The sequence below is a fragment of the Curtobacterium sp. TXMA1 genome, from assembly GCF_020162095.1.
Taxonomy (GTDB): domain Bacteria; phylum Actinomycetota; class Actinomycetes; order Actinomycetales; family Microbacteriaceae; genus Curtobacterium.
In genome coordinates, this window is the sequence record NZ_CP083910.1 from 1,534,839 (window position 1) to 1,561,723 (window position 26,885).

At 70.8% G+C, this 26,885-nt stretch carries 23 protein-coding genes; 9 read left to right on the forward strand and 14 right to left on the reverse strand.

What is annotated here, in order from left to right; all coding sequences use genetic code 11:
- Positions 1 to 37 precede the first annotated feature (37 nt).
- Genes dxs through LCG91_RS07275 form a run of 3 tightly spaced genes read left to right on the forward strand, consistent with a single transcriptional unit; the run spans position 38 to position 2,525 of the window.
- On the forward strand, positions 38 to 1,972 hold the full coding sequence (gene dxs / locus LCG91_RS07265) for a 1-deoxy-D-xylulose-5-phosphate synthase (protein WP_224442964.1): 1,935 nt from the start codon (positions 38 to 40) through the stop codon (positions 1,970 to 1,972).
- A 38-nt stretch (positions 1,973 to 2,010) separates the two neighbouring features.
- Positions 2,011 to 2,268 carry a type II toxin-antitoxin system Phd/YefM family antitoxin gene (locus LCG91_RS07270; RefSeq protein WP_137767175.1) on the forward strand — a complete coding sequence of 86 codons (258 nt, stop codon included), beginning with the start codon at positions 2,011 to 2,013 and terminating at the stop codon, positions 2,266 to 2,268.
- Entirely contained in the window at positions 2,265 to 2,525 is a 261-nt protein-coding gene (locus LCG91_RS07275) for a type II toxin-antitoxin system RelE family toxin (RefSeq protein WP_224442965.1), read from the forward strand. Before LCG91_RS07270 ends, LCG91_RS07275 begins: the two co-directional genes overlap by 4 nt.
- A 126-nt stretch (positions 2,526 to 2,651) precedes the next feature.
- On the opposite strand, the gene LCG91_RS07280 is transcribed toward LCG91_RS07275, so the two are convergent.
- The 4 genes from LCG91_RS07280 to LCG91_RS07295 all read right to left on the reverse strand — a co-directional run bounded on the left by LCG91_RS07280 (position 2,652) and on the right by LCG91_RS07295 (position 8,025).
- Entirely contained in the window at positions 2,652 to 4,790 is a 2,139-nt protein-coding gene (locus tag LCG91_RS07280; protein ID WP_224442966.1) for a 3-hydroxyacyl-CoA dehydrogenase NAD-binding domain-containing protein, read from the reverse strand.
- Positions 4,791 to 4,792: 2 nt separating this feature from the next.
- Entirely contained in the window at positions 4,793 to 6,004 is a 1,212-nt protein-coding gene (locus LCG91_RS07285) for a thiolase family protein (RefSeq protein ID WP_224442967.1), read from the reverse strand.
- A 126-nt stretch (positions 6,005 to 6,130) separates the two neighbouring features.
- Complete coding sequence (locus LCG91_RS07290) at positions 6,131 to 7,315, reverse strand: HRDC domain-containing protein (RefSeq protein WP_224443111.1); 1,185 nt, start codon at positions 7,313 to 7,315, stop codon at positions 6,131 to 6,133.
- A 128-nt stretch (positions 7,316 to 7,443) separates the two neighbouring features.
- Positions 7,444 to 8,025, reverse strand: coding sequence for a DUF3000 domain-containing protein (locus tag LCG91_RS07295; protein ID WP_137767179.1), 582 nt, complete (start codon positions 8,023 to 8,025; stop codon positions 7,444 to 7,446).
- A gap of 23 nt (positions 8,026 to 8,048) precedes the next feature.
- Here LCG91_RS07295 and LCG91_RS07300 point away from each other — a divergent pair, with 23 nt between their 5' ends.
- Entirely contained in the window at positions 8,049 to 9,272 is a 1,224-nt protein-coding gene (locus LCG91_RS07300) for an alpha/beta fold hydrolase (RefSeq protein ID WP_224442968.1), read from the forward strand.
- Between the two features lie 64 nt (positions 9,273 to 9,336).
- On the opposite strand, the gene LCG91_RS07305 is transcribed toward LCG91_RS07300, so the two are convergent.
- The 7 genes from LCG91_RS07305 to LCG91_RS07335 form a co-directional block, all read right to left on the reverse strand.
- Positions 9,337 to 10,047, reverse strand: a complete 711-nt coding sequence (locus LCG91_RS07305; RefSeq protein WP_224442969.1) for a hypothetical protein — start codon at positions 10,045 to 10,047, stop codon at positions 9,337 to 9,339.
- Positions 10,048 to 10,106: 59 nt separating this feature from the next.
- Positions 10,107 to 11,324, reverse strand: a complete 1,218-nt coding sequence (locus tag LCG91_RS07310; RefSeq protein ID WP_224442970.1) for a DUF6188 family protein — start codon at positions 11,322 to 11,324, stop codon at positions 10,107 to 10,109.
- Positions 11,321 to 11,725 (reverse strand): hypothetical protein, encoded by a 405-nt coding sequence (locus LCG91_RS07315; RefSeq protein WP_224442971.1) that lies wholly within the window; start codon positions 11,723 to 11,725, stop codon positions 11,321 to 11,323. The genes LCG91_RS07310 and LCG91_RS07315 overlap by 4 nt, the downstream gene beginning before the upstream one ends.
- A 33-nt stretch (positions 11,726 to 11,758) precedes the next feature.
- Complete coding sequence (locus LCG91_RS07320; RefSeq protein ID WP_224442972.1) at positions 11,759 to 12,253, reverse strand: Imm26 family immunity protein; 495 nt, start codon at positions 12,251 to 12,253, stop codon at positions 11,759 to 11,761.
- A gap of 23 nt (positions 12,254 to 12,276) precedes the next feature.
- On the reverse strand, positions 12,277 to 17,607 hold the full coding sequence (locus LCG91_RS07325; RefSeq protein WP_224442973.1) for a DUF6531 domain-containing protein: 5,331 nt from the start codon (positions 17,605 to 17,607) through the stop codon (positions 12,277 to 12,279).
- Between the two features lie 143 nt (positions 17,608 to 17,750).
- Entirely contained in the window at positions 17,751 to 18,203 is a 453-nt protein-coding gene (locus tag LCG91_RS07330; protein WP_224442974.1) for a SufE family protein, read from the reverse strand.
- Positions 18,200 to 19,111 (reverse strand): sulfurtransferase, encoded by a 912-nt coding sequence (locus LCG91_RS07335; RefSeq protein WP_058727765.1) that lies wholly within the window; start codon positions 19,109 to 19,111, stop codon positions 18,200 to 18,202. Before LCG91_RS07335 ends, LCG91_RS07330 begins: the two co-directional genes overlap by 4 nt.
- Positions 19,112 to 19,301: 190 nt before the next feature.
- Here LCG91_RS07335 and zapE point away from each other — a divergent pair, with 190 nt between their 5' ends.
- On the forward strand, positions 19,302 to 20,252 hold the full coding sequence (zapE, locus tag LCG91_RS07340) for a cell division protein ZapE (RefSeq protein WP_224443112.1): 951 nt from the start codon (positions 19,302 to 19,304) through the stop codon (positions 20,250 to 20,252).
- 241 nt (positions 20,253 to 20,493) lie between these two features.
- Positions 20,494 to 21,768, forward strand: a complete 1,275-nt coding sequence (locus tag LCG91_RS07345; RefSeq protein WP_224442975.1) for an ammonium transporter — start codon at positions 20,494 to 20,496, stop codon at positions 21,766 to 21,768.
- 282 nt (positions 21,769 to 22,050) lie between these two features.
- On the opposite strand, the gene LCG91_RS07350 is transcribed toward LCG91_RS07345, so the two are convergent.
- The gene (locus tag LCG91_RS07350) at positions 22,051 to 23,022 is read right to left on the reverse strand and encodes an aldo/keto reductase (RefSeq protein ID WP_224442976.1); all 972 of its coding nucleotides are present in this window, start codon (positions 23,020 to 23,022) and stop codon (positions 22,051 to 22,053) included.
- A gap of 129 nt (positions 23,023 to 23,151) precedes the next feature.
- On the opposite strand from LCG91_RS07350, the gene LCG91_RS07355 reads away from it, so the two are divergent.
- Both LCG91_RS07355 and LCG91_RS07360 read left to right on the forward strand, forming a co-directional pair.
- The gene (locus LCG91_RS07355) at positions 23,152 to 23,544 is read left to right on the forward strand and encodes a ChaB family protein (protein ID WP_224442977.1); all 393 of its coding nucleotides are present in this window, start codon (positions 23,152 to 23,154) and stop codon (positions 23,542 to 23,544) included.
- Between the two features lie 101 nt (positions 23,545 to 23,645).
- Complete coding sequence (locus LCG91_RS07360) at positions 23,646 to 24,614, forward strand: beta-ketoacyl-ACP synthase III (protein WP_224442978.1); 969 nt, start codon at positions 23,646 to 23,648, stop codon at positions 24,612 to 24,614.
- 152 nt (positions 24,615 to 24,766) lie between these two features.
- Here the strand turns inward: LCG91_RS07360 and LCG91_RS07365 are convergent, their stop codons facing one another.
- A complete protein-coding gene (locus LCG91_RS07365; protein WP_224442979.1) occupies positions 24,767 to 25,696 on the reverse strand; it encodes a hypothetical protein in 930 nt (309 codons plus the stop codon).
- A 141-nt stretch (positions 25,697 to 25,837) separates the two neighbouring features.
- A complete protein-coding gene (locus LCG91_RS07370; RefSeq protein ID WP_224442980.1) occupies positions 25,838 to 26,143 on the reverse strand; it encodes a hypothetical protein in 306 nt (101 codons plus the stop codon).
- A 130-nt stretch (positions 26,144 to 26,273) separates the two neighbouring features.
- Between LCG91_RS07370 and LCG91_RS07375 the strand changes: the two genes are divergently transcribed.
- Positions 26,274 to 26,822, forward strand: a complete 549-nt coding sequence (locus LCG91_RS07375) for a hypothetical protein (protein ID WP_224442981.1) — start codon at positions 26,274 to 26,276, stop codon at positions 26,820 to 26,822.
- Positions 26,823 to 26,885 lie beyond the last annotated feature (63 nt).

The following is a 26,885-nucleotide window of genomic DNA, read 5'->3' on the forward strand; positions in this document are numbered from 1 at the left end:
GGATAGTGTGGGGACCTGCCCCACGAAAGGAGCGCCCGTGAGCCTGCTGAGCAGCATCACGTCGCCGCGCGACCTCAGGCGTCTGTCGGACGCGCAGATGACGGAGCTCGCCGCCGAGATCCGTCGGTTCCTGGTCGCCGAGGTCGCCAAGACCGGCGGGCACCTCGGACCGAACCTCGGTGTCGTCGAGCTGACGCTCGCGATGCACCGCGTGTTCGACTCGCCGCACGACCCCTTCGTGTTCGACACCGGGCACCAGTCGTACGTGCACAAGCTCGTCACCGGGCGGCAGGACTTCTCGCGGCTGCGCGAGCGCGGCGGCCTGGCCGGCTACCCGCAGCGGAGCGAGTCGGAGCACGACATCGTCGAGTCCTCGCACGCGTCCTCGTCGCTGTCCTGGGCGGACGGGATCTCCCGTGCCTTCCGGCAGACCGGGCAGGACGACCGGACCGTCGTCGCCGTCGTCGGCGACGGGGCTCTGACGGGCGGGATGACGTGGGAGGCGCTCAACAACATCTCGGACACCAACGACCGGCGGCTCGTCATCGTCGTCAACGACAACGGGCGGTCGTACGCGCCGACCATCGGCGGCATGGCACGGTTCCTCAGCTCGGTCCGCACGCGCCGTGAGTACCGGGCACTGTTCGAGAAGTCGCAAGCCGTCGCCTCCCGGTTCGGCGCACCCGGGCGGGCGTTCTACCGCGGTGTGCGCGGCGGCCTGCACGGCTTCCTGTCGCGGTTCACGAACAACGAGGCGCTGTACTCGAACCTCGACATCAAGTACATCGGCCCGGTGAACGGGCACGACCAGCGGGCGATGGAGGCAGCGCTCCGACAGGCCAAGGCCTACGGCGCGCCCACGATCGTGCACGCGATCACCGAGAAGGGCCACGGCTTCGAGCCGGCGCTCCGCGACCAGGCGGACCAGTTCCACGCCGTCGGGCACATCGATCCCGAGACGGGGGAGTCGCTCGACGTGTCCGCCGGACCGTCGTGGACGTCCGTGTTCGCGTCGACGCTGGCGTCGGTCGGCGCCGAGGACGAGCGCATCGTGGCGATCACCGCCGCCATGCTCCGCCCCACCGGGCTGCACCTGTTCCAGGAGCAGGACCCCGAGCGGGTGATCGACGTCGGCATCGCGGAGCAGCACGCCGTGACGACCGCCGCGGGCCTGGCGTACGGCGGCCTGCACCCCGTCGTGGCGCTGTACGCGACCTTCCTCAACCGGGCGTTCGACCAGGTCCTGATGGACGTCGCCCTGCACCGGGCGGGCGTGACCTTCGTGCTCGACCGCGCCGGGATCACCGGACCGGACGGACCCTCGCACCACGGGATGTGGGACCTCGCGCTGCTGCAGGTCGTCCCGGGGATCCGGATCGCCGCACCGCGTGACGCCGCGACGCTGCGCGAGGAGTTCCGCGAGGCCGTGGCCGTCGACGACGCCCCGACGGTGCTGCGCTGGTCGAAGGGGTCGGTCGGACCGGACATCCCCGCCGAGCGCCGGCTGCCGGACGGGGTGGACGTGCTGCGTTCCCCGTCGTCGGACCAGGAGCCGGACGTGCTGCTCGTCGCGGTCGGGTCGATGGTGCCCGTCGCACTCGAGGCCGCGACGCTGCTCGAGGCACAGGGCATCGGCGCGACCGTGGTGGATCCGCGCTGGGTCGTGCCGATCCCGGCGTCGCTCATCGAGCTGTCGCGCGACCACCGCCTCGTCATCACGATCGAGGACGGCGTGCGCGTGGGCGGTGTCGGGACGCGGCTGCGGCAGGACCTGCGCGCCGCCGGGGTCGACACCGGGGTGAACGAGCTCGGGCTGCCCGACGAGTTCATCGACCACGCTTCTCGGTCGCAGATCCTGGCGGACGTCGGGCTCACCGCGAAGGCGATCGCGCGTGACGTCATCGACCAGGTGGTCGGCACGAAGCTGCCCCAGGCGAAGCCGGCGCGGACGCGGGAGTCGGCGGACCGCTGAGGCTGGCCACGGATGTCCGCAGTTGTTACTGTGTACACATGAACAGCATCTCGGAATCGTTGTCAACGCGGGAGTTCCGCGCCGACCTCGCCGCTGTGATGGGGCGCGCGACCTTCGGGCACGAGCGGATCGCCGTCACGCGCAACGGCAAGGTCGCCGGGGTGGTCATCGGCATCGACGACCTGGAGCTCCTCGAGCAACTCGAGGACGCAGCAGACATGCGTGCGTACCGCGCAGCGAAGGCCTCGGACGACGGCGAGCGGGTCTCGCTGGATGAGCTCCGCGGGGAGGCGTGAGCAGGTACCGCGTCGAGTTCACCTCTTCTGCAGCGAGAGCGATCCGGAAGCTCCCGAAGAACGTCCGGACGCGCTTGCTCGACGCCGTTGCCGCCCTGGCCGACGAACCACGTCCGCCTGGTGCCCGCAAGCTCGCCGGTGCCGAGATCGCGTGGCGGGTGCGCGCCGGCGACTACCGGGTGATCTACGAGATCGAGGACCAAGCACTGCTCGTCACGGTCGTCCGGGCTGCCCACCGTCGTGAGGTCTACCGGTAGGACCACGATGGTGCGCGGTTCGGCGAGCGTCGGCGTCGGCGCGGGCGTCGAACCACGAAGCCGACATCGAACCAGGACGAGTGCCTGGTTCGATGTCGGCTTCGTGGTTCGATCGCCGAGCGGCGGTCAGCGCGAGGCGGGGCCGACGACCTTCGGGTCGTGGAACGTGCCGCCGAAGACGCGCTCCGAGGCGCCGGAGCGGTCGAGGTACGGGCTGATGCCGCCGGCCTGGAACGGGTAGCCCGCGCCGAGGATCAGCCCGAGGTCGATCTCCTCGACGTGCTCGACCACGCGGTCCTCGAGCATGCGGTGCACCTCGTCGGCCAGGGCGTCCTCGAACCGCTGCTGCATCGTGGCCGCATCGACCGGCTGCGCGTCCTTCTTGGACGGCGCGACGAGCTTCACGGCGGCGGGGTCGTACCCGGTCGCGTTGCCCTTCTTGTCGCGGGTCAGGATCGTCCCGTGCTCCGCGATCCGCTTGAGCCCGTCACCGGGGTAGAAGCGCTCGGGCCACGCGGCGTGGTGGGAGTCGAGCACGTGTGCGCCGACGGGCAGGCCGACGAGCTCGAGCAGCTCGAACGGTGACATCGGCAGACCGAGCGGTGCCGCACCCTCGGCGACGGTCTCGAAGGGAGTGCCCTCCTCGACGCCGCGCATCGCCTCGCCGAGCACCCGGGCGAGCACCCGGTTGACGACGAAGCCCGGCTGGTCGGCCGTGATGATCGCGGTCTTCTTCAGGGTCTTCGCGACGGCGAGGGCCGTGGCGAGGGCCTCGTCCGAGGTCTTCGCAGCGCGGACCACCTCGAGCAGGGGCATCACGGCGACCGGGTTGAAGAAGTGGAAGCCGACGAGGCGCTCCGGGTGCTCGAGCACCGACGCCATCTCGTCGACCGACAGCGACGAGGTGTTCGTCGCCAGGATCGCGTCGGGCGCGATGACCTGCTCGATCTTCCGGAACACGTCCTGCTTGACGCTCATCTCCTCGAAGACGGCCTCGATGACCCAGTCGGCGTCCGCGAACGCGTCGTACGACACCGAACCGCTCACGAGTGCCTTGATGCGGTTCGCGTCGTCCGGGGAGACCCGCTTCTTGGCGAGCAGCTCGTCGACCGAGGACCGGATGCGCTCGACGCCGGCGTCGACCCGCGACTGGTCGACGTCGGTGATGACGACCGGGACCCCGAGCCGTCGGGCGAACAGCAGCGCGAACTGGGACGCCATGAGCCCGGCACCGAGGACGCCGACCTTCGTGATCTTCTTCGCCTCGACGCCCTCGGGAGCGCCGACGGGCTTCTTCGCGCGCTTCTGCACGAGGTCGAACGCGTACATCGACGCGGCGAACTGGTCACCGGCGAGCAGGTCGGCCAGGGCGTCGTCCTCGCCGGCGAAACGCTCCTCGAGCGACCCCGACTTCGCGGCGGCGACCAGGTCGAGCGCTCGGAACGGCGACTTCGGGACGGTGCCGATCTTCGAGGCGACCTGCTGTCGCGCCACCTTGACGACGGTGCCCCAGGCGGCCTTCTCGAGCATGCCCGGCTCGTTCTTGCGGACCACCTTCGTGCGGCCGGCCACGACGCCGTCGGCCCAGGCGACCGCGGACGGCAGGAACGTCACCGACGGGATGAGTGCGTCGCCGATGCCGAGCTCGACGGCGGCCGAGCCGTCCATCAGCCGATTGTTCTTGAGCGGGTTCTCCACGATGACGCGGAGGGCCTTCTCGGGCCCGATCAGACGAGGGAGCAGCGTGGCGCCACCCCAGCCGGGGATGATGCCGAGGAAGACCTCGGGCAGGCCGATGCCCTGTGCCGCTGACGAGAACACCCGGTAGGTGCAGTGCAGGGCGATCTCGAGCCCACCACCGAGCGCGATGCCGTTCACGAACGCGAACGACGGCACGCCGAGGTCGGCGAGCTTGCGGAGCGTGGCATGGCCGAGCGCACCGAGCTCGTGGGCGACCTCGCGCGAGGGGAGTGCAGCCGCCTGGGACAGGTCCGCGCCGGCGGCGAAGCAGTACTCCTTGCCGGTGATCGCGACCGCCTGGATGCTCCCGGCGGACGCCGCTGCGCGCAGGGTGTCGAGCACGTCCGACAGCTCGCGCATGGTCCGCGGGCCGAGGGTCGAGGGTCGCTTGTAGTCCTTGCCGTTGTCGAGCGTGACGAGGGCGAGCGTGCCACCGGACGGCAGCGGCACGTGCTTGACGTACGAGTGGGTGACGACCTCGTCGGCGCTGAGCTCGGTCAGCTGGTCGATCGGGGTGGTGGTCATCGTCAGGCCGCCTTCCGTGCCGCGCTCTTGCTGAAGTTCGGGTTCTCCCAGATGACGGTGCCGCCCTGGCCGAGGCCGATGCACATCGTCGTGATGCCGTACCGGACGTCCGGTCGCTCGGCGAACTGGGCCGCGAGCTGGTTCATCAGGCGGACACCGCTCGACGCCAGCGGGTGCCCGACGGCGATCGCGCCGCCCCAGGCGTTGACGTCCGGGGAGTCCTGCGCGATGCCGTAGTTGTCGAGGAACGCGAGCACCTGGACGGCGAACGCCTCGTTGATCTCGAAGAGGCCGATGTCGTCGATGGTGAGGCCCGCCTTGCGGAGCGCCTTGTCCGTCGCGGGCACCGGGCCGACGCCCATCACCTCGGGCTCGACGCCGGCGAAGGCGAACGAGACCATGCGCATCTTGGTCTGCAGGCCGTGCTGCTTCGCGCCGTCCTCGGAGGCGAGGAGGCTCATCGTGGCACCGTCGTTGAGACCGGCCGCGTTGCCGGCGGTGACCCGTCCGTGGGGCCGGAACGGCGTGCGCAACGCAGCCAGGGCCTCCAGGGTGGTGCCCGGACGCGGCGGCTCGTCGGTCGTGACGATGTCCCAGCCCTGGCCGGTGTTCACCTCGACCGGGATCACGTCCGGCTGCAGCTTGCCGGCTGCCCACGCAGCGGCGTAGCGCTGCTGCGACTGGACGGCGAAGGCGTCCGTGCGGTCCTTCGTGATGGCGGGGAAGCGGTCGTGCAGGCGTTCGGCGGTGCTGCCCATGACGAGCGCGTCGGTCGCGACCATGCGCTCCGCGACGAAGCGCGGGTTGACGTCGGCACCGAAGCCCATCGGGTGGCGACCCATGTGCTCGACCCCGCCGGCGATCGCGACGTCGGCGGCGCCGAACGCGATCGCACCGGCGAGCGTGGTGACGCTCGTCATCGCACCGGCGCACATGCGGTCGATCGCGTAGCCCGGGACGGACTTCGGCAGCCCGGCGAGCATGCCGACCGTGCGACCGAGGGTCAGGCCCTGGTCACCCTGCTGGGTCGTGGCGGCCACGGCGACGTCGTCGACCGCCGCGCCGTCGAGCTGGCTGTTCCGGTCGAGCAGGCCGCGCATCGCGTGGACCGCGAGGTCGTCGGCACGGGTCTTCCAGAACACCCCCTTCTCACCGGCTCGTCCGAACGGTGTGCGTACACCGTCCACGAACACGACGTCTGATGCCTTGGCCAATCCGGGCCTCCAGATCCTCTTCGATCGAGTCGGGGCACGTTCCGCCCCGACCGGCCGGGCCGAGCCCGGCGACGGTACCGACGCTATGCCCGCCGGCTGGGCGGACGCATGCCGGTTGGGGTGTTCCTACGAGCCGGTGTTGCTCTCGGCAGCAGGCTGCTGTGCGGCGTCGACAAAGGCGTGCGCGATGATCGACGCCGTCTCCTCGACCTGCCAGGGCCGGGCGTCGTGCGTGGCCAGTGCGGCCCCGACGGTCTCGGTCGCGATCGGCGTCGGCGGGTCCCACGACACCACCCGGAGGGTCTCCGGGGTGAGCAGGTTCTCGACGGGGATGTCGAGCTCCTCGGCGCGCGCGACGACGGCGGCCCGTGCGGCCTTGTAGCGGAGGTCCGCGTCGGGGTTCCGGTCCGCCCAGGCGCGGGGCGGCGGGAGTGTGGCCTCACCGGTGCCGCGGAGCCTCGGGAGGTCTTCGGTGGTGCGTCCGTCCTCGACGGCCGCCCACCAGCGGTCGAGTTCGGACCGGCTCGCTCGACCGGTGAAGGCCTTCACGGCGCTCAGCTCCGCCTTCGAGGTCGGGTTCGCCGCGGCGGCCGCCACGATCGCGGAGTCGGGGATGATCCGGCCCGGAGCGGTGTCGACCTCGCGGGCGTACGCGTCGCGGGCGGTCCACAGCGACCGGGCGATCGCCAGGGCCCTGGCGCCGCGGAGCGCGTGCATGCCAGACAGGCGGCGCCACGGTTCGGCCTTCGGCGGCTTCGGGGCGCGGGTCAGGACGGCGGCGAACTCCTCGGCGGCGATCCGGGACTTCCCGGCGGCGTCGAGCACCGCGGCGAGGGCGTCGCGCAGGTCCGGGAGCAGCTCGACGTCGAGTGCGGCGTAGACGAGCCACGCCTGGGGGAGCGGACGCGTCGACCAGTCGGCGGCGGAGTGCGCCTTGGCGAGGGTGATGCCGAGGAGCTGCTCGACGACCGCGCCGAGACCCACGCGCGGGAACCCGGCGATCCGGGCACCCAGCTCGGTGTCGAAGATGCGGGTCGGGACGAGACCGACCTCCTGCAGGCAGGGCAGGTCCTGCGAGGCGGCGTGGAACAGCCACTCCTCGTCGACGATGGCCTGCTGCAGCTCGGCGAAGTCGCCGATCGCGATCGGGTCGAACAGGAACGCACCGGCACCCCGGCGGAAGACCTGGATGAGGTAGGCGCGCTGCGAGTACCGGTAGCCGCTCGCCCGCTCGGCGTCGACCGCGACCGGGCCGTGTCCGGCGGCGATCGCGGCGACCGCCCGCAGGTACTCGTCGCGGTCCTCGATCACGCGGACGGTGGCGTGCGAGTCCTCGAACGCGGGATCGGCCGAGCGCGCGGGGTCAGCCGAGCGCGCGGAGTCGGCCGAGCGCGCGGAGTCGGCCGAGCGCGCGGAGTCGGCCTGGCTGGCGGGGTCGGTCACTTCGTGGTCCTCCTCGGAGCCAGCAGGGTCACGCCGTCCGACGCCGGCGGGAGCCCCGCGAGCATCGCGACGATCTCCTCCCAGGCCTCGACGTGCGCGGTCAGGTCCTCGTCGCGGGGCGTCCACGAGGCCCGGAGCTCGAGCTGTGCGCCGTCGCCCTGGGCCGCGAGGTCGCCGTAGCCGCGCGAGATGATCTTGGTCGCCGTCCCCGACGCCCGGTCGTACGTCGCCCCGTGGGCCGCGAGCGCGTCCACCAGCCAGCTCCAGGTCACGTCGGCGACGAACTCGTCGACGCCGATCTCCGGTTCGAGCGGTGCTTGGGCGAACGTCACGACGCGGAACGCGCCGCCCCAGCCCTCGGGCTCGTCGGGGTCGTACAGCGCGATGAATCGGCCGGTCCCGAGGTCGGAGTCGATGCCGTGCACGGCCCCCGAGACGTCCGCCGCGAGGGCGATCGAGTGCGGCGCGATCCGTGACGGTGAGGGGATCTCCGTCACCGTGGTCTCGGTGCGGGTCCGGCCCGATGCGACGAACGCGCGCAGGCGTTCGAAGGCCTCGGGCTCTCGGGATTCGGACACGCTTGCAGACTAGGCTCCGGACCATGTCCCGATCAGCGCGACCCGCCGAGGACGTCGTCCAGGAGACCGCACGATCGGCCGGTCTCGTCGCGCTCGGGGCCGGCGTCGCCGCAGCCGCAGTCGCGACGGCTGTGCTCGGCGGGTTCGTCGCCGCGGTGGCGCGGGCGGTCGTCACGCCCGACCGGAAGCGCGTCGAGCGGGTCCCGATCCACGCGGTCGACCCCGGGCGGATGACGGTCACCATCGAGCGGACCGCCGACACCGAGCTGCAGGGCCGCTACAGCCTCTGGTTCGGCGGCGGAACCGGGCACATGCGCATCGGCGAGGTGCTCGGCACGACGGACACGACCGTCACCCGGCGCATCATCGCGATCGACGCCGGCGACCCGACCGCTGCTCGACGCGGACGCTGGGGCGGCTGGTTCTACCTGACGCCGGGCGAGCTCGACGTCCCGGTCGAGGACGTCGACATCCCGACCCCGAACGGCCCCGCACCGGCGTGGGTCGTCCGCGCCGACGACCCGGACGCGCCCTGGGCGGTGCTCGTGCACGGCCGTGGGGTCACCCGCGCCGAGACGATCCGCGCCGTCCCGGTCTTCCGTGCCGCCGGGTACTCGGTCGTGCTCGCGTCGTGGCGGAACGACGGCGTCGCCCCGCGCAGCGACGACGGTCGCTACGGACTCGGCAGCACCGAGTGGGAGGACGTCGACGGTGTCCTCCGCTGGCTCGCCGCGCAGCAGGCGCGGAGCGTCGTGCTCATGGGGTGGTCGATGGGCGGCGCCGTCGTCCTGCAGACGCTCGTCCGGTCGCGCTTCGCGGGTCTCGTCGACGGGATCGTGCTCGAGTCGCCGGTCGTCGACTGGCACGCCGTGCTCAAGTCGCAGAGCCGGGTCCTCAAGCTGCCGCGCCCGGTGCGCAAGATCGCCCAGCGCATCCTCCGCACGCCCGTGCTGCACCACGTGGCCGGGCTGCACCACCCGGTGGACCTACGCGAGCTCGACATGGTCGCCCGGGCCGACGAGCTGTCGGTGCCGATCCTGATCCTGCACAGCGACGACGACGGGTTCGTGCCGTCGTCGGCGTCGCACGAACTCGCGCAGGTCCGCCCCGACATCGTGCGGCTCGAGGTGCAGACCACCGCGCGGCACACGAAGCTCTGGAACCACGACGCCGACTGGTTCGACGCGCGGATCCTTGCGTGGCTGACCGAGGTGGTACAGCCGACGGACGCGACCAGCGCCCGGTAGACGCGTTCTGAGACGGATGGGAGGCACGGTGCCGACTGGCATCGTGCCTCCCGTCCGTCCCGGCTCAGCTCCTGTCTTCGCCCTGGTCGTCCGCGGGTCGTCGTGCGATCGTCGTCGCGAGGACCGCCGTGCGGTCCGGCGTGAACGCGACGGTCACCACCGCCCCGGGAACGTCGAGGGCACAGAAGGGGAGGTCGTCAGCGCCGAAGCGGGACACCGCGGCGACGAAGGACTCGAGGTCGAGGACCGTGGAGCCCCGCTCCGCGGCCAGACCGTACTTGGTCGCGAACGTCCGCGCGGTCGATCGAGCGCCCTGCTCGAAGCGCCTGACGCGGTCGTCGGGCGCGAGGAGTCGGACGAGTTCGAGGGCACGGTCCGCGCCGGGTGCTGCGGAGGCTCTGAGAAGCGTCGCGAGTTCGTCGGCGCCGATGGTCTCGACCCCGGCGGATCGGTCGGTGACCGTGGCGGACAGGAACGTTCCGTCCGTTGCCCGGAGCAGGATCGTGACGAGCTCGTCGCCGAAGTCGACCTGCCGGACGAGGACCGGTTCGTCCCCGAGCGCGTCGAGGGGCGCCACGAGGGCATCGTTGCCGGGCTCGCCCGCTCGTCTGCTCCGGCGGAGCGCGCGAGCGAGTGCAGCGGCGGGGGCGTCGTACGTGAGCACATCGGTGCCGTCCGGGACAGCGGCCAGGACCTCGTGGGCACGGTCGGGGACGCCGAGGCATCTGGGGAGAGTGAGGCGGAGCAGTGGCACGCTCGTGCCCGGGGTCGTCACGTCAGGCCTCCACGAGGATGTGGGGAGCAGCCGTCGCGTGACGGGCGTGGCCGTGCCGACTACCGAACACCGTGACCTCCGTCGCGCTCGTCCGCGGCGCGGATGAGCTGGTCCGGCCGGGGGAGTTCGGTCGGCATCTCCGTCGTGAACCACGGGAGCTCGACGGAATCGATCCGGCCGTCGAGTATCCACACGAGGACCTCACCCGCGAGCGGTGCCTGGTCGGTGCGGTAGGCCAGTGATCCCGGGAGGGGACCGTCGGGGAAGTCGGTTCGGGGTGTCTCCTCGAGCACGACGTCCCAGATCCGCGGAGCTGTCTCGTGGACGGCCCGCACCGCCTCGGCCTGCAGTCGGAGCTCCGCCGTTCCCGGCGCGGGGAGCGTGTTGAGGAACGCGAGCAGGAGCGACTGGACGCGGTACGCCGCATCGTCAGCGTTCCGGCTGCCGATCGAGGGTACCTCGACCGCCGGACCGAACAGCCGCTCGAACGCTTCCGAGACACCGATGACCGAGGGATCGAGGACCACGGTGGCCTCGCCGCTGTCGAAGAAGTCGATGCGGAGGACCGCCTGGGCGGGGTCAGCCGCGGCGCCGAACGGGACGCCGAAGAACTCGCCGTCGATCAGCTGGTCGTTGTCGCGGACGAGCGTCAGCATCTCGTCGTGTGAGAACCACAGGCCAGGTGGCGGTGCTGCTCTGAGACGACGGTCCCACTCGTGCACGTTCACGGTCGATCCCGAGCGCATGACGATGTCGAGATCGGTGACGAGCCACCGGAGCGGTGGGACGGTCAGCGATGTGAAGACGTCGTGGAACGCGGGGAGCAGGTGTTCGTCCGACGGCCGTGTCCGGAAGGACAGGAGGCCGCTTTCGGTCTCTGGGTGGTGGAGCCAGATGGCAGGGCCCCCACCCGGCATGATGATGATCCGGGTCGGCGGCGTCTCCGGTCCGATGTAGTGCCACGACTCGAACTCAGGGTGCGGTCCGGCGCTCAGACGCGAGCCATCGGAGAACGTCATCGACAACGTCGATCCCGTGGCGTGCGCCTCGGTGACCACGAGCGTGTGCAGGCGGAGAGCCGGCACCAGCCCCGACTTGTCGCCCTCCGGATCGATCATCGTCGCGGCGTCGGGGGACCGACCGAGGGAGAACGGACACTCCAGGATGACGGTGGCGCCGTTCGAGAGCAGGAGTCGGAGCGAGTAGTCGACCCAGATGGCGTCGACCGTCTCTCCGACGAGGAGCAGGGGGACGTCCTCGACGACCACTTCGCTCATCGCGCGCTCTTCCTCGGGCGGTCCGGAGTCAGGCGTGCTCGCTCAGCCGGTCGAGCGGGCAGCTCGGGTGCTCGAGCGTCCGCCTCGGTCTTGTAGATCTCGCCCCAGGCGATGCTCGCGGGCATGGCTTCGGCAGACAGATCGACATCAGGCAGACATATCTGCACGAAGTGCGGGAAGGCGGGGATTGTCCAGAGGTCCTCATCCTCGAACCGACTCCACAGCAACAACTCACTGATGCCGAGCGGGTGACCGATCTCCTGACCGTTGACGGGTGGATCGCAGCTGACCATCAGCGCATGACGACCGTTCGGAAGCTCAACCGGTCGATCGACCTCGCACCGGAAGACGGACGAGAAGCGCCCGCTGTCCATGGACGAGAGGAAGAACACTTCATGCATTTCAGAACTCCGGTCTGATGCCGAGATGCACGATCAATCGAACAGCTCCGACGACGCAATCCCCGGTCGGTAACGAACTTCTTCGAAAGCCGGCAGCCAGCGACCGATGCCATGATGAGCCTGAATGGCTTTCTCCAAGATCAGTGGCGAGTCGATCGCGCGACGAGGAACCTCCTTCGACTCGGGTCCTGAAGCGCGCCGAACCCTGGAGCCGCTGAAATCCGTGATCTTGACGCCATCGAGTTCTGCAGCCCCGTAGGTGAAGGCAGGTAGGTACCGCTCAGAGTCGGCAGCAGCGTGTCCGATGATCTCCCACATTCCTGGTCGAAATCGGGAGTCGAAGATCAGCCGGGCGAACAGCGGTTGCGACCCCGTTAGATCCTCGAGTTGGAGCGACGGGTCCTGGTCAGCTCCGAAGATTTGGTCGAAGACGATGACATAGAGAGCAGATTTGTACTCGCCTACGACTTGGCCGACCGAGCGGCGCTGGTCGTCGACGGGAATCGTGAACACGTCTCCGATGGCCACGTCGTAGACGCTCTTCGCATTGTTCAATAGGGGCTTCCTCCTGCGGCGTTGTAGCGTTTCTCGCTCATCTGATGTCGTTTGTTCGATAGGCCACCTTCGGGGGAAGACTTGTTCGTCGGACCACCCTCGTTCCGGATGTGGAACTCCTCGCGCCGGTCCAAGTCGAGCCCAGGATGGCCACGGTCGACTTCTTCGAAGCGGAAGAGTGAGTCGGGGTGCTCCCGTTCGTGCGCCGACTGCCGAACCAGGAAGTGTTCATCGCTCTTGGTCTGGCCGATGTAAGGCTTCAGGTTCTCGGTCAGGTCAGTGCGTCGATAGATGATGCCCGGCGGAGGGACGGGCATTTCGTCGCCGAGCTTGTTCACTGCCGACGGCAGGTGCACCTTCGACATCGTGCCGCCAGTCGCGGCCGACGTCGCAGCACCCTCAGCAGCGGAACCCAGGAGCTTGCCCGGCGTGAGCGGCTGGCCGCTGACGACGGTGTTCGCAACGTTCTCGACCGCGCCCTCGACGGCGTTCCCGACGAAGTGCTTGCCGACCGCTGCCCCGAGGCCACCGCCGACCATGCCGAACGCCCCGCTGACGGCGACCTGTCCCCAGTTGACCTCGCCGGTCGTGGCTTTCTGGATGATCGTGTCCGCCCCGGCGCCGATGAGCATCCCGCCCAGTGGGCCGCCGACGCCGGTGAGCATGAGTGCACCACCCGCGACGACCATCGCCCCGCCCGCCACGTACTCCCAGTTGTCCTTGAACCAGTCACCGGTCGCCGCTGCCGCCCGCGCCAGCGGCCCCTGCTCGGCGGCGGCGTACGCCTCGAGCTCGGCGTCGGTGATCGGCGCGAGGCCGAGTGGATCGACCGCATGGAGCGGGTCGTTGCCGGCGAACGAGTACGGATTTGCGCCCCAGGCTGCCCCCGCTGGCGCGGTGATCGGGTCGGTCGAGAGGAAACCGCGGGTCGTGGGGTCGTAGGCGCGCGCGCCCATCCACTCGAGTCCGGCGACCACGGGGGTTCCGTCCGCGCCGAAGGAAAGCGCCCTCTCGGCATCGCCGGCGACCGAGGCGAGGAGCTGCCACGGATCGGCCTCGGGCGTGCTGCGGGCCGTCCGCCAGCCCGTCGCGCCGGTACCCTCCGAGCCGCCGAGCAGTCCGACGGGCGTACGGAGCACGGGGGAGTCGTCGACGGCCAGCAGGGTGGGAACGGGGGCGCCGGCGTCCCAGTCGAGTCGGACGCCGTCGACGTCGACGAGGTCGCCGAGCGCATCCACATGGGTCGATGTGCTCGACGAACCCGAGGCGATCAGACGGAGCCACCCCCGCCCGTCCCACGAGTAGCGGGTCGCCGTGCCGTCCGGGGCGGTGCTCCGCACGCGCTGGCCGCGCGCGTCGTACTCGTGGGACGTCCGTCCCTCGGGCCCGGTCACCGCGACGAGCTGGCCCGCATCGTCGTACTCGAACGTGCGAGTGGTGTCCTCGGTGTGTTCGACGACGAGTCGGCCGGCGGCGTCGTAGGACCAAGCGGTCTCGACTCCGTCGGTGTCGGCACGGACGAGTTGCATCGCTGCGTCATGCTCGTAGACCGTCGTCGTGCCCGGTCGCTCGATCCCGACGAGCCGACCGTCTCGATCGCGGGTCAGATGTGTCGTCGCCGTCGAGTCCCCGTCGGAGCGGGTGTGCCCGACGACGAAACCGCGGTCGTGGGACCAGGAGTCGCTCGTCCCTGCCGTGCGCACCGCCGTGAGTCGTCCGGCGCCGTCGTACTCGTGATGGACGGCGCCGAACGCGGTGTGCTCGACGGTGCCCGGCCGACCCGCGGGATCACGCTCGATGCGCGTCACGGAGCCGTCCGGCGCATGCACCGAGGTCCGCAGGCCGTCCGCGTCGTACGTCCATCGCGTCTCTCGACCGTCCGTCACTCGGCGGACGAGGAGACCCCGCCGGTCGTACTCCAGCAGGTGGGCACTGGCAGCGTCCGTTCGGGTGTGGTCGGAGATGGTCACGGTCCGCGAGCGCGGGTCGCGCTCGATGCGAGCGACCAGTGCGTCGTCCACGTACTGGGCCGTCTCTCGACCGGCTGCGTCGTACTCCCACCGGAGCACGGTGCCGTCGGGCTCCGTCTGGGAGACCTGGCGACCGGCAGCGTCGTACGTCGCGCTCGTCGTGCGGCCGAGGGGATCGGTCGAGGTGGCGACCTTGTCGAGCTCGGTGTAGGTCCGCGTCGTGACTGCTCCACGCGGATCGGTGGTACGGACGAGCCGCCCGCGATCGTCGTACTCGTAGCGCGTTACCCCGCCGAGGCCGTTGGTCGCCGCGACCAGCTGCCCCGCGGCGTCGTACCGGAACGAGCGGCGACCGAACCTCGGGTCACGTGCCTCGACCACGCGCCCCGCCCGGTCGTAGCGGTACCGGACCATCCCGAGGGCCGGCGCGTCGACGGAGGTGACCCGACCGACCGCGTCGTACTCGGTGCGCTCGACGTCGCCGTTCGCAGACGTCCGCTCGATCACACGTCCGTCGGCGTCGTAGCGGAGTGACGTCCGACCGCCGAGCGGATCCGTGGCGGTCGCCGGTCGTCCGCATCGGTCGTACGTGTAGGTCGTCGTCCGACCGGCGGGGGTGGTGACCGCAACGACGCGGCCCGCGAGGTCGCGATCGAATCGGGTCAGCCCGCCTTCGCCGTCCAGCGACTCGACGACCCGACCAGCCGCGTCGCGCACGGTCACGGCGGACGACCCGTCGCTCTGCAGGACGCTGACCGGCCGACCCAGCGCATCGGTGCGGACGCTGACGTCCTCGAACGCGGAACTGACGACGGTGGTGCCGTCGGCACGCTTCCGGTCGACAGCGGTGCGGACACCGGTGGGGTCCAGGGTCGCGGTGACGGCACCGATCGCGTCGTGCTCGCGCATCCAGGAGCCACCGGCGGGGTCGACGACGGTTCGCAGCCGCGAGAGTGCGTCGTGCACGAACCGCCACTCCGCCCCGTCGGGCAGGGCGACTCCGGAGACGTTGCCGAGCTCGTCGAACCGCTTGGTGGTCCGGCGGCCGAGCGGGTCGGTCGTCGCGGTCATCTTCCCGTGTGCGCCGTACTCGACCGCCGTCCGGGCTCCCGTCGGATCTGTGTTGGCGATCACGCGCCCGGCATCATCGTGCTCGAACCGCCACACGCCACCGTCGGGAGCTTCGCGAGCGGTCAGCAGACCTGCCGAGTCGTAGCGGTACGAGGTCCGGGCACCGAGCGGGGTGATCGCCTCGACGACGCGTCCCGCTGCATCGCGGACGAAGCGCGCCGTCCCCCCGTCGGCATCCTCGATCGCGACGAGGTCGCCGTGTTCGTCGTGGTGGAACGTGACGACCACGCCGGTCGGGTCTGTGCAACGCGCCAGCTGCCCGGCACGCCACTCGAGGAGCGTCCGTCCGCCGACGGGATCGGTGATGACCGACGGATCGCGGTCGTCGCCGCGGTACTCGTACTCGACGATCCCGCCGTCGGCGGTGACCACGGTGGTGGTCCGGTCCTGGTCGTCGTACGCGTACGTCACGTCGGCGCCGTCCGGGGTCACGGTGCGCGTGCGGCGTCCGCGGTCGTCGTACCCGTGCACCGTCACTGACCCGTCCCGCTCGGTGACGGAGACCAGGTGTCCGTGCCGGTCGTAGGACATCGACTGCCGTGTGCCTTCGGCGTCGACGATCCCGACCACACGACCGTTGCGGTCGGCGATCCAGGTGTTGGCGTTGCTGCCGTCCGTGTCGGAGACGGAGGTCACCCTGCCCTGCAGGTAGGAGAACCGGACGGTCCGCCCGAACGGCGAGCGCTGTTCGACGACACGGCCCCGGTCGTCGTAGGTGTTGATGCACTCGACGACGCCGGTCGCGGCGGTCACCTGGTCGATCAGGCCTGCGTCGTTCCAGCGGTAGCGTCGGGTTCCGATCTCGCCCTCGACCGCCACGAGCCGACGGAGGTCGTCGTACCGGTACTGCAGCACTCGGCCCTCGGCGGAGCGGACGGTTCCCACTCGGTCGCCGTCGTACTGCACCTCGACCTGTCGCCCGAGCTCGTGCTGCAGACGGATGATCCGGTCGTGGTCGTCTCGGTGCACATCGACGCGGCTCCCAGCACCTCGGCTACTCGAACGCCACAAGCCAGCAGGTGAGAACGACCACCACCCGCCGCCGTTGTCCTGCACGATCATCGCGCCGTGCTCCGAGGTCAGCCAGAGGTCCTGACCGACTCCGCGACCCCAACCGTCGCCCTCGCGCGGGAAGTCGACCTGGCGCCCGTCCTCGAGCACGATCGAGGCCAGCTCGTCGCCGAGCTCCAGCCGGACGTCGAGCACCGACGACCAACCGACCCCGAACGCCCCGACTCGGGTGTCGAGCGAGTTGTACATCCGCGAGAACCGCAGGGACGCCGCAGCGCCGCCGAAGGTCAGGTCGTCCTCCGGCTCGAGGAAGTTGCCCGTCGCGGTGTTCACCGGATCGTCGGCGAACCCGTTGGTGGGTGGTGTCCCCATGGCGGAGAACGGGCCGATCGTGAAGTCGTCGCGTCCGACCGCGACCCCGGCCGACGCCAGCGCCGCCGCGATCGAGGCGTCCGAGAGCGTCGCCGGTCCGGACCCACCGCCGGCGGCCTCGAACTGCGCGGCCACCGTGTCCGCCCACGAGGCGTCGTGACCGTTGTCCGCGAGCCAGTCCTGCACCGCCGTCACGAGGGACTGTGCGTGCAACGTACCCCAGCACGAGTTGCACCCAGACTCGTAGTCGGCCAGGGCGTTGCGGAACGACGACACAGCGCCGGACAGGGAGTCGTCGGCACCTCGGGTGCTCGAGGCGAACGATCGGAGATCGGCCGGCACCGCCGACGACGTGCCCCCGCTGCCGCCACCGCCCGCCGGGATCGTGCGACCGCGGACCGAGACCGCATCGGCCTGGAGCTGGGGCTCCGGCTCGGGTGCCGGCGGCTTCGGGTCGTCCTCGGCGCCGAACCACGTCGACACCTCGTGCGCGGCACCGACGAAGAAGTTCTCCTCGCGCTCGCGCTTCCGGGCCTCCCACGCCTTCGCGTCGGCCCGTCGTCGGTCCTCCTGCTTCGCCGCTTCGCGCAGCTCGTCGACGAACCCGACGAGGGAGGACAGTGCGTCCGAGAGCTTGCTCGCGCTCTGCGAGGCGATACCGGCGTTGTCGGCGAACACCTGCGAGAAGTACCCGCGGAACTCGCGTTCCGCATTCGTCACCGCAGCGGAGCGCGTCGCAGCCTGTCCGTCGATCGCGGACGCCAGGTTGCGCGCCGCGGTCTTCAGCGCGTCAGCGTCGCCGTACGAGTACCCCGTCGGATCGTTGCCGTGGACCTTCGCCATGTCGTCTCCCCCGATGACTCCTCGATCATCGCACGGCAGCAGCGAGGATGACCAGCGAGGGAAATGTCGCGTACCGACGGACTGACGGACTGGAGGCACGGCGCCAGCTGGCACGGTGCCTCCCGTCCGTCAGCAGGTCGCGATCAGGACGCGACGGCCGCCCGCACCTGCCGCTGCACCCGACCGAGCATGCCGACCATGCCCCGGATCCGCAGCGGGCTGACCGCCTCGGTGAGCCCGAGCGTCAGCGGGTAGTCCACCGGCACCGCCAGCACCTCGGTCGCGGTCAGCCCCGACAGCCCCTGCGCCAGGATCGACGCGAAGCCACGGGTGGTCGGCGCCTCGCGCGGAGCGGTCGCGTGCATCCGGACCACGTCCGACGCGTCACCCTCGGCACCCACCGTGACGGTGATGAACACGGGGGACTGGCACTCCTCGACCCGCTCGAGCTCGTCCTCGTGCCCCTGCAGCCGCTCGGGCAGCGCGGGGAGCTCGTCGGAGAACTCGAGGAGGAGCTGGAGCCGGTCCTGCTGGGACAGCTCGAGGAAGTCGTCGCGGATCTCGGCGAGGGAGGAGGGGAGTGGTGCGTCCGTCATCGCGAAGGAACGGTACCCGGCTCGGAACCCGTGGCGATCGGGACGCGCACGGCGCTGCCCCACTCGGTCCACGATCCGTCGTAGTTCCGGACGTTCTCGTATCCGAGCAGGTGCTGCAGCACGAACCAGGTGTGGCTCGAGCGCTCGCCGATGCGGCAGTACGCGATGACCTCGTCGGCGTCACCGATGCCGGCACCCTCGCGGTACACGGCGTCGAGTTCCTCGCGGCTCTTGAACGTGCCGTCGGCAGCGGCCGCGGTGGCCCAGGGGATGTTCACGGCGGTGGGGACGTGGCCGGCGCGCAGGGCGCCCTCCTCCGGGTAGTCCGGCGCGGTGGTGCGCTCGCCGGAGTACTCGGGGGCGCTGCGCACGTCGATGAGCGGCTTGCCGAGGTGCTCGAGCACGTCCTCCTTGAAGGCCCGGACCTGCTCGTCGCGGCGCTCCACGACGGGGTACTCCACCGGGGTGACCTCGGTGCGGTCGGTGGTGAGTGCTCGGTCCTCGGCGATCCACTTCGCCCGGCCACCGTCGAGCAGGCGGACGTCCTCGTGCCCGAACAGGGTGAAGACCCAGAGGGCGTACGCGGCCCACCAGTTGTTCTTGTCGCCGTAGATCACGACGGTGGTGTCGCGGCCGATGCCCTTGCCGCCGACGAGTCGGGCGAAGGCCTCGCCGTCGATGTAGTCGCGCTGCACGGGGTCGTTGAGGTCGGTGTGCCAGTCGATCTTCACCGCGCCGGGGACGTGCCCGGTCTCGTAGAGCAGGACGTCCTCGTCGGACTCGACGACGACCAGGTCGGGGGAGCGCGTACCGGCGTCGAGCTGCTCCTGGAGCCACTCGGTCGACACCAGGCGCTCGGGGTGGGCGTAGGCGGCGAACTTCTCGGACGGGTCGACCGGTGCGGTCATCGGGGGTACCTCCAGGTGCGGGACGGCTGCGGCACGGCGAGGCTAGGATCGGACCTCGGTGCCCGCGGGCAACGGTACGCGGACGTACCGACCGCCACCTGCAACGTGACACCGCACGACATGCTTCCCGGAGGGGCCACACTTGCCTGCACACCTCGTCGACCGCGACCCGCAGGTGACACCCCAGCAGATGGCCGCGGCGCTCGTGCCGCCGCCGCAGTTCGCCGACGCGTCGTTCGCGAGCTACCGGCCCGACCCCGAGTACCCGTCCCAGGCGGCCGTCCGCGACGCGGTCGAGACCTTCGTCGCCACGCGGCCGGAGCCGGCGAAGCGGGGGCTGTTCGGCCGCCGGCGTGAACCGGCCCAGCCGGCGCGCTCGGGGGTGTACCTCGACGGCGGCTTCGGCGTCGGCAAGACCCACCTGCTCGCCGCGGCGTACCACGCGGAGCCCTCGCGCAAGACCTTCGGCACCTTCATCGAGTACACCGCGCTCGTCGGCGCGCTCGGCTTCCAGGGCACGGTCGACCTGCTCCGAGGGACGTCGCTCGTCTGCATCGACGAGTTCGAGCTCGACGACCCGGGCGACACGATGGTGATGACGCGGCTCATCAAGGAGCTCTCGGAGTCGGGCACCCGCTTCGCGGCGACGTCGAACACCCCGCCTGGTGCCCTGGGCGAGGGGCGCTTCGCGGCGCAGGACTTCCTGCGCGAGATCCAGGCGATGTCCGACCGGTTCGACACGATGCGGATCGACGGTCTTGACTACCGCCGTCGCGCCGTGGACGAGTCGGCCCGCACGGTCGACGACGTCGCCGGTGCCCTGCCGGAGGGGTCGACGACGCTCGACGACTTCCGCGCGGTGGTCGCCCACCTGGCGAGCGTGCACCCGTCGAAGTACGTCGCCCTGGTCGAGGGGCTCGACGCCGTCGGGCTCACCGACGTGCAGGCGTTCGCCGACCAGACCGACGCGCTGCGCTGGGTGGCGCTCGTCGACCGCCTCTACGACGCGCAGGTCCGCATCGTCGCGTCCGGTACGCCCCTCGACCAGGTCTACCCGCATGCGATGCTCGACGGCGGCTACCGCAAGAAGTACCTGCGGGCCGCATCGCGCGTGGTCGCGCTCTCCCGCGCAGCCGACTGAGCCACCCTGCGGACGGGAGGCGCGTGGCGGATCCGCCACGGGCCTCCCGTCCGACACGTCCGGCGTCCCGTCAGCGGTGTCGGACCGGTCTTCCGGCGTCCGGAAACACACCGTTCACACGGGAGCGCAACGCGTTACACCCGCGAAACACATCGTGCTCCCTCGCGAAACGTCGCATCGCCAGACTCATCAGCACCCGAGGCGGAACCGAGAGCCGCCTGCAATCGCGAGAGGTGAACAGATGCTTGATCAGGGCAACACGGCATTCGTGTTGATCATGGCGGCGCTGGTGTTGTTCATGACACCCGGCCTGGCCTTCTTCTACGGCGGCCTGGTGAAGGCCAAGTCCGTCATCAGCATGATGATGATGTCCTTCGGAGCGATCGCCCTGGTCGGCGTCCTCTGGGTGCTCTACGGCTACGCGATCGCCTTCGCGAACCACGGCGCGGGCACGAACGTCGCGGGCATCGTCGGGTTCTTCAGCATCGACTGGAACCAGATCGGCCTCGGCCAGGCGTTCGAGGAGGCGAAGGCCTCGACCATCAACGCGGCGTACCCGTCGATGGCGTTCGTCGGCTTCCAGGCCACGTTCGCCATCATCACCGTCGCCCTGATCTCCGGTGCGATCGCCGACCGCGCGAAGTTCGGCGCGTGGATGATCTTCGCCGGCGTCTGGGTCACCGTCGTCTACTTCCCGGTCGCCTCGTGGGTGTTCAACCTGACCTCGGGCATGTTCGCCACGTGGGGCGTCATCGACTTCGCCGGTGGCACCGCGGTGCACATCAACGCCGGTGCCGCGGGTCTCGCCCTGGCGCTCGTCCTCGGCAAGCGCGTCGGGTTCGCCAAGGGCGCGCACAAGCCGCACAACCCGCCCTTCGTGCTCCTCGGTGCCGCGATCCTGTGGTTCGGCTGGTTCGGCTTCAACGCCGGCTCGGAAGGTGCCGCCGACGGCATCGCCTCGCTCGCCTGGGTCAACACCCTCGCCGCCCCGGCTGCCGCGATCCTCGGCTGGCTGCTCATCGAGAAGATCAAGGACGGTAAGGCCACGTCGGTCGGTGCCGCCTCGGGTGCCGTCGCCGGTCTCGTCGCGATCACCCCGGCCTGCGCCGCGCTGACCCCGGGCTGGGGCATCCTGCTCGGCTTCCTCGCCGGCGTGGTCTGCTGCTTCGCGATCGACTGGAAGTACCGTCTCGGCTTCGACGACTCGCTCGACGTCGTGGGCGTCCACCTGGTCGGCGGCATCTTCGGCACGCTCTACCTCGGCTTCTTCGCCGACACCACGGGTCTCATCTACTCGGGCTCGTTCGCGCAGCTCGGCAAGCAGGCCGTCGCCGCCGGCGTCGTCCTCGTGTACTCGTTCGTGCTCGCCTTCGTGATCGGCTTCGCCATCGAGAAGACCATCGGCTTCCGCGTGAAGACCGAGGACGAGGTCGCCGGCATCGACACCGCGGTCCACGGCGAAGAGGGCTACGTCCTCTACGAGGAGTCGGACAAGACCCCGGTCTCGGTCCGCTAGGCACCGCACCACCCGCACGACGGGCCCCGCGCACACAGCAGGCGCGGGGCCCGGCGTCGTGTGCGGGGCGGGCGTCTCGTGCCGGGCGTCTCGTTCGAACCAGGGATGCGACATCGAACCAGGCGGGCGGGCTGGTTCGCTGTCGGATCCGTGGTTCGACCGGCCGGCGGCGAGCACACGAAGCGACGCGACCACGGCCGGGAGGCGCGGTACGGGTCCGACCCGCACCGCGCCTCCCGGCCGTGCTCGTCACCACGGCGCGTGAAACGCCGCGGGGTCAGGTCACCAGGCGTAGTCCTCCGGCGCGGTGTCGTGCCCCGGGAAGATCTCGTCGAGGCGCGCCAGCGCCGCTTCGTCGAGGCGGATGTCGACGGCACTGACCGCGGACTCCCACTGCTCCATGGTGCGGGGGCCGGTGATCGGGGCGGTGACGCCGGGCTGGTGCAGCAGCCACGCCAGGGCGAGCTCACCCGGGGTGTGGCCGAGCTCCTTCGCGAACGACTCGTACGCCGTGAGCTGGTCGCGGTGCCCCTCGACGTACTCGGCGCTGCGGCCGGACAGACGACGGGAGCCGTTCTCGGTCTTCTCGATGACGCCACCGAGCAGCCCGCCCTGCAGCGGCGACCACGGGATCACCCCGAGGCCGTACTCGCGCGCCGCGGGCAGCACCTCGCGCTCGACGTCGCGGACGACGAGGTTGTAGATGGACTGCTCGCTCACCAGGCCGAGGCTGCCCCGGCGTGCGGCGGCCTCCTGCGCCTGCGCGATGTGCCAGCCGGCGAAGTTCGACGAGCCGACGTAGAGCACCTTGCCCTGCTGCACGGCGACGTCGATCGCCTGCCAGATCTCGTCCCAGGGGGTCGCCCGGTCGACGTGGTGGAACTGGTAGAGGTCGACGTGGTCGGTCTGCAGGCGGCGGAGGGTGGCGTCGAGCGACTGCCGGATGTTCAGCGCGCTGAGCTTCCCGCCGTTCGGCCAGTCGATCATCTCGCCGTAGACCTTCGTGGCGAGCACGGTCTTCTCGCGGCGACCGCCGCCCTTCGCGAACCAGCGGCCGATGATCTCCTCGGTGGCGCCCTTGCCCACCGAGCCGCCGTAGCCGTTGGCGGTGTCGAAGAAGTTCACGCCGAGCTCGTGCGCTCGGTCCATGATCGCGTGCGAGTCGTCCTCGCTGGTCTCCGGTCCGAAGTTCATCGTGCCGAGCACCGCCCGTGAAACCGACAGCCCTGTCCGTCCGAGGTGTGTGTAGTCCATGGGTCCGGTCTACGCGGGTGCGGGTGAGCGGACCAGGCCCTGCGGGTGCCGGTCATGTGCGGGGCGTAGAAGGGGGTTCGCCGTTCCTGCCGGACGACGGCGGACGGATCCCCGACGAAAGGACGCACCATGCCCGCGAAGGACGAGATCCCCAGCACCCTGCAGCGGTCGCCGAAGCATGCGCAGGACATCTTCACGGAGACCCTCGACTCGGCGAACGAGACCTACGGGCCCGGGGAGCGCGCGCACCGGACCGCCTACGCCGCCGTGAAGCACGAGTACGAGAAGGTCGGTGACCACTGGGAGGAGAAGGACTCCTCCGGCCCCTCGGACTCCGGTGCCGAGGGTTCGCGCGGCTCCGGCGAGACCCAGGGCGGGGTGGACGCGAACGCCTCGAAGGCCCACCTGATGGAGGTCGCGAAGCGCCTCGACGTCAGCGGCCGCTCGACGATGAACAAGGACGAACTCGTCCAGGCGATCAAGCGTGCGAACGACCGGGCGACGGCAGCGGCGCGCAAGTGACGCGGGCGGTCGGTCGAGCGGCTCGTTGAACGGCTGGTCGAGCCAGCGCTGCATGCCCCGCCGGGCATGAGCGGTCCGAGCAGGGGAGTAGCGTGCCGCGGGTGAACACGCCAGCACTCCGTGGCAGCCGCATCCTCGGCTTCGGCCACCACCAGCCCGAACGGGTCCTCACCAACGACGAGCTGTCGACCATGGTCGACACGAACGACGAGTGGATCACCACCCGCACCGGCATCAAGGCCCGCCGCATCGCCGGACCGGACGACAGTGTCGTGTCCATGGCGATCGAGGCCGGCCGGATGGCCATCGCCGACGCGGGCCTCGAACCGTCGGACATCGGACTCGTCATCGTCGCCTCGACCACGCACCGCGAGCGGTCGCCCTACACCGCCGGCCGGGTCGCAGCGGCCCTCGGCATGACGAACGGCCCGGCGCCGATCGACATCAACACCGCGTGCAGCGGCTTCGAGTACGCGATGGCCCTCGCCGACCAGTCGATCCGCGTCGGGGCATCGGACACTGCGCTCGTGATCGGCTCGGAGACGCTGTCGAGCATCGCCGACTGGACCGACCGCTCGACCTGCGTCCTGGTGGGGGACGGCGCCGGAGCGGTCGTGATCGGCGCCTCGGAGACCGCGGAGATCGGGCCCGTCTCGTGGGGCAGCGTGCCGCACCTCAACGAGGCCGTGCTCGTCACCCGCGATCCGGAGTACTTCACCCAGCAGGGTCGGTCGATCTACCGGTGGGCGATCACCGAGGCGGAGGGCCACGCCCGCAAGGTGGTCGACGCCGCCGGGGTGACCCTCGACGACATCGCGGTGTTCGCGTTCCACCAGGCGAACCTCCGCATCATCGAGCCCCTCGCCGAGGCGCTCGGTGGCTCGGACAAGTACGTCGTGCGCGACGTCGTGGAGTCGGGGAACACGTCGGCCGCGAGCGTGCCGCTCGGGTTGTCGAAGGCGTGGCACCGGGGGGAGCTGCCGGAGGATGCGCTCGCGCTGCTCTTCGGGTTTGGCGGTGGGTTCGCGCACGCCGGGCAGGTGGTGCGGACGCCGCAGCGGCGCGCGTGACGTCGTGAGCAGGTGACGGACGGGAGGCGCGGTGTCGGCTGGCACCGCGCCTCCCGTCCGTTCGTTCGACGGTGCTTCGATCTGTCGGTCCGCCGCCCGCGGGTCAGCCGGTCTGCGGGTCCGGGGCCCGCCGGTCCGCCGTTACGTCGAGGTCAGTCGCGGTCGTGCTGGGGGTCGCGGTGCGGGGTGTCCGCCCAGAGGTCCTCGTCGTCGCGGTCCTTCCGACGCCACGGGAGTGCGCGGCGACCCCGGTCCTCGGAGCCGTCGCCGTTCGTCGCCTTCTCCTTCGCTCCGCGCCCACGCTCCTTCGTCGGCTTCGCCTCGAGCACGATCGTGAAGTGCCGCGGGGGCAGGCCGAACCCCTCTCGGGAGGCCTGGACGACCTTCTTGCCCAACGCGTGGTTGCCGAGCCCTCCGACCGCGGCACCGATGCCGAAGGGCAGCGCGCGACCGAGGACCGAGGCGCCCTGCCGGGCTGCGAACCGCTTGATGAACTGGTCGCGGACCTTGCCACCGATGCCGCTGACGACCTGCTTGGGCAACGAGGCCGTCACCATCTCGCCCCAGAACGCCGAGCGCGCCGGACCGCCTGCGGCCTGACCGGCGAGCTGCTTCACGAGCTGCGTGCCGGGAGCGCCGAGGATGAGGGCCATCACGAGGGTGCGGGAGCGCTCGGGGTCCTCGAGTGCGATGCCGTGCACCTCGGTCACCGACTGCGCGAAGAGGGCGGTGGCCTCGAGGAAGCCGACCGTCTCCGCGCCGCTCAGACCGAGCGCAGCTGCCATGCCGACACCGGGGATCACCGCACTCGCACCGACGGCGGCGCCACCGGTCGTGACCGCCGTGAGGTACTGCCGCTCGAGGATCCTGATGATCTCGGCCGGGCTCGCGTCCGGGTGCCGTCGGCGCACCGCGTTGACGTGCGCGACCACCACCGGTCGCTGTACCGCGATGACACGGTCGAGCATCTTCGTCCACCCGTTCGGGCTGTCCTGGGTGGGCGTCCGGTCGTCGCGAGGGTCGGGCTGGACCGGGGCGGGCGGCATCGGCACGATCGCCCCGTCGTTGTGCTGTCGGGCCATGGAGGCGAACGTACGCCCGCGTGGTGGGAGCTCCGCGCGCGGTGGACGACGGGTGCAGTGGTTCGGCCTCGCGCGGTGGTTCGGTCTCGCGCGGTGGTTCGGCCTCGCGCGGTGGCTCGGCCTCCGTGCGGGCCGCCGGCGTCACCGGCACGGCACACCCGCCCGTAGGAGCTTCGCACGGAGCCGCTCGGGCGCCATCAGGTCGGACCAGACGACCCGGACGACCGTGCGGACCTCGGGGAAGGACCGGAGGAAGTCCTCGCGCTGCTTCTCCTGCCAGTGCGCCGCGGCGGCCTCCGAACCCTCGCCGTACTTCCCCCGCCCGTCGACCTCGACCACGACGCCCTGGTCGGGGAACCAGAAGTCGACGACCGCGGTTCGTTCGCTCGACCGCGCGAACACGTGCTGCTGCACGGGGACCGGCGCCCCGAGCTGCACGAAGCGCACGCGGCACACCGACTCCGCCGGGGGAGTCCGACAGCGCAGACCCCATCCGGAGCGCCGTCGCAGCCTTGTCGTGGGCAGTGGAGACGGTTTCGGCTGCCTCCGCCAGCATCGCCGGGAGCACTCGACGGTCGTGCAACGCCGCGTCGATGAACGGGAGCGCGGTCACGAGCGGTTCGGTTGCGGCGACGTCCACCAGGACGTCGACGAGCGGCTCGACGGCGATGCCCGCGAACGTCGAGGGCTCGTAGGGCGGTGTGCCGTCCCACCGGGTGCGCGGTGCGTGGACGACCACCGGTCGGACCCGCTGGTGGGCGGTGGCCTCCGCGCGAGAGCGCCGTGGATCCCGGAGCTCCACCCGGTCCGGCGGCGCACCGACGAGGGGAAGTCCGTACGCAAGTGCGGCGCTGCGGTGGGCCAGCAGTCTCGGGGGACGGATTCGGTGCGCTGTGGCACGCACCAGCAACAGGTGCTGTTCCTCCGGGAGGAGGTGGACCGTCGATGCGGGTTCGACGAGGACGCCGGGGCGGACCGACCGGAGCTCGCCGCGCAGTGCACGACGTTGGAGCGCACGGCGCTCGGCGGAGGGGAAGCAGCTGGTGCGGATCAGCGGGACGGCGAGGACTCGTTCGTGCATGTCCACCAGGGTCGTGCCGTCGACCGGCGCGCGCGGCGCGGGTGAACCGATCTGTGGACGGTGAGTCGTGCTTCCCGGCTGTGCAGGAGTGGAGGCGGCAAGCGGCGC

What these genes read in the sequence shown, in the direction of transcription:
- LCG91_RS07270 (WP_137767175.1), top strand. Translation starts at nt 2,011, where the DNA reads ATGAACAGCATCTCGGAATCGTTGTCAACGCGGGAGTTCCGCGCCGAC.
- LCG91_RS07280 (WP_224442966.1), bottom strand. Translation starts at nt 4,790, where the DNA reads ATGACCACCACCCCGATCGACCAGCTGACCGAGCTCAGCGCCGACGAG.
- LCG91_RS07300 (WP_224442968.1), top strand. Translation starts at nt 8,049, where the DNA reads ATGTCCCGATCAGCGCGACCCGCCGAGGACGTCGTCCAGGAGACCGCA.
- LCG91_RS07310 (WP_224442970.1), bottom strand. Translation starts at nt 11,324, where the DNA reads ATGAGCGAAGTGGTCGTCGAGGACGTCCCCCTGCTCCTCGTCGGAGAG.
- LCG91_RS07315 (WP_224442971.1), bottom strand. Translation starts at nt 11,725, where the DNA reads ATGCATGAAGTGTTCTTCCTCTCGTCCATGGACAGCGGGCGCTTCTCG.
- LCG91_RS07325 (WP_224442973.1), bottom strand. Translation starts at nt 17,607, where the DNA reads ATGGCGAAGGTCCACGGCAACGATCCGACGGGGTACTCGTACGGCGAC.
- LCG91_RS07330 (WP_224442974.1), bottom strand. Translation starts at nt 18,203, where the DNA reads ATGACGGACGCACCACTCCCCTCCTCCCTCGCCGAGATCCGCGACGAC.
- LCG91_RS07335 (WP_058727765.1), bottom strand. Translation starts at nt 19,111, where the DNA reads ATGACCGCACCGGTCGACCCGTCCGAGAAGTTCGCCGCCTACGCCCAC.
- zapE (WP_224443112.1), top strand. Translation starts at nt 19,302, where the DNA reads ATGGCCGCGGCGCTCGTGCCGCCGCCGCAGTTCGCCGACGCGTCGTTC.
- LCG91_RS07345 (WP_224442975.1), top strand. Translation starts at nt 20,494, where the DNA reads ATGCTTGATCAGGGCAACACGGCATTCGTGTTGATCATGGCGGCGCTG.
- LCG91_RS07350 (WP_224442976.1), bottom strand. Translation starts at nt 23,022, where the DNA reads ATGGACTACACACACCTCGGACGGACAGGGCTGTCGGTTTCACGGGCG.
- LCG91_RS07355 (WP_224442977.1), top strand. Translation starts at nt 23,152, where the DNA reads ATGCCCGCGAAGGACGAGATCCCCAGCACCCTGCAGCGGTCGCCGAAG.
- LCG91_RS07365 (WP_224442979.1), bottom strand. Translation starts at nt 25,696, where the DNA reads ATGGCCCGACAGCACAACGACGGGGCGATCGTGCCGATGCCGCCCGCC.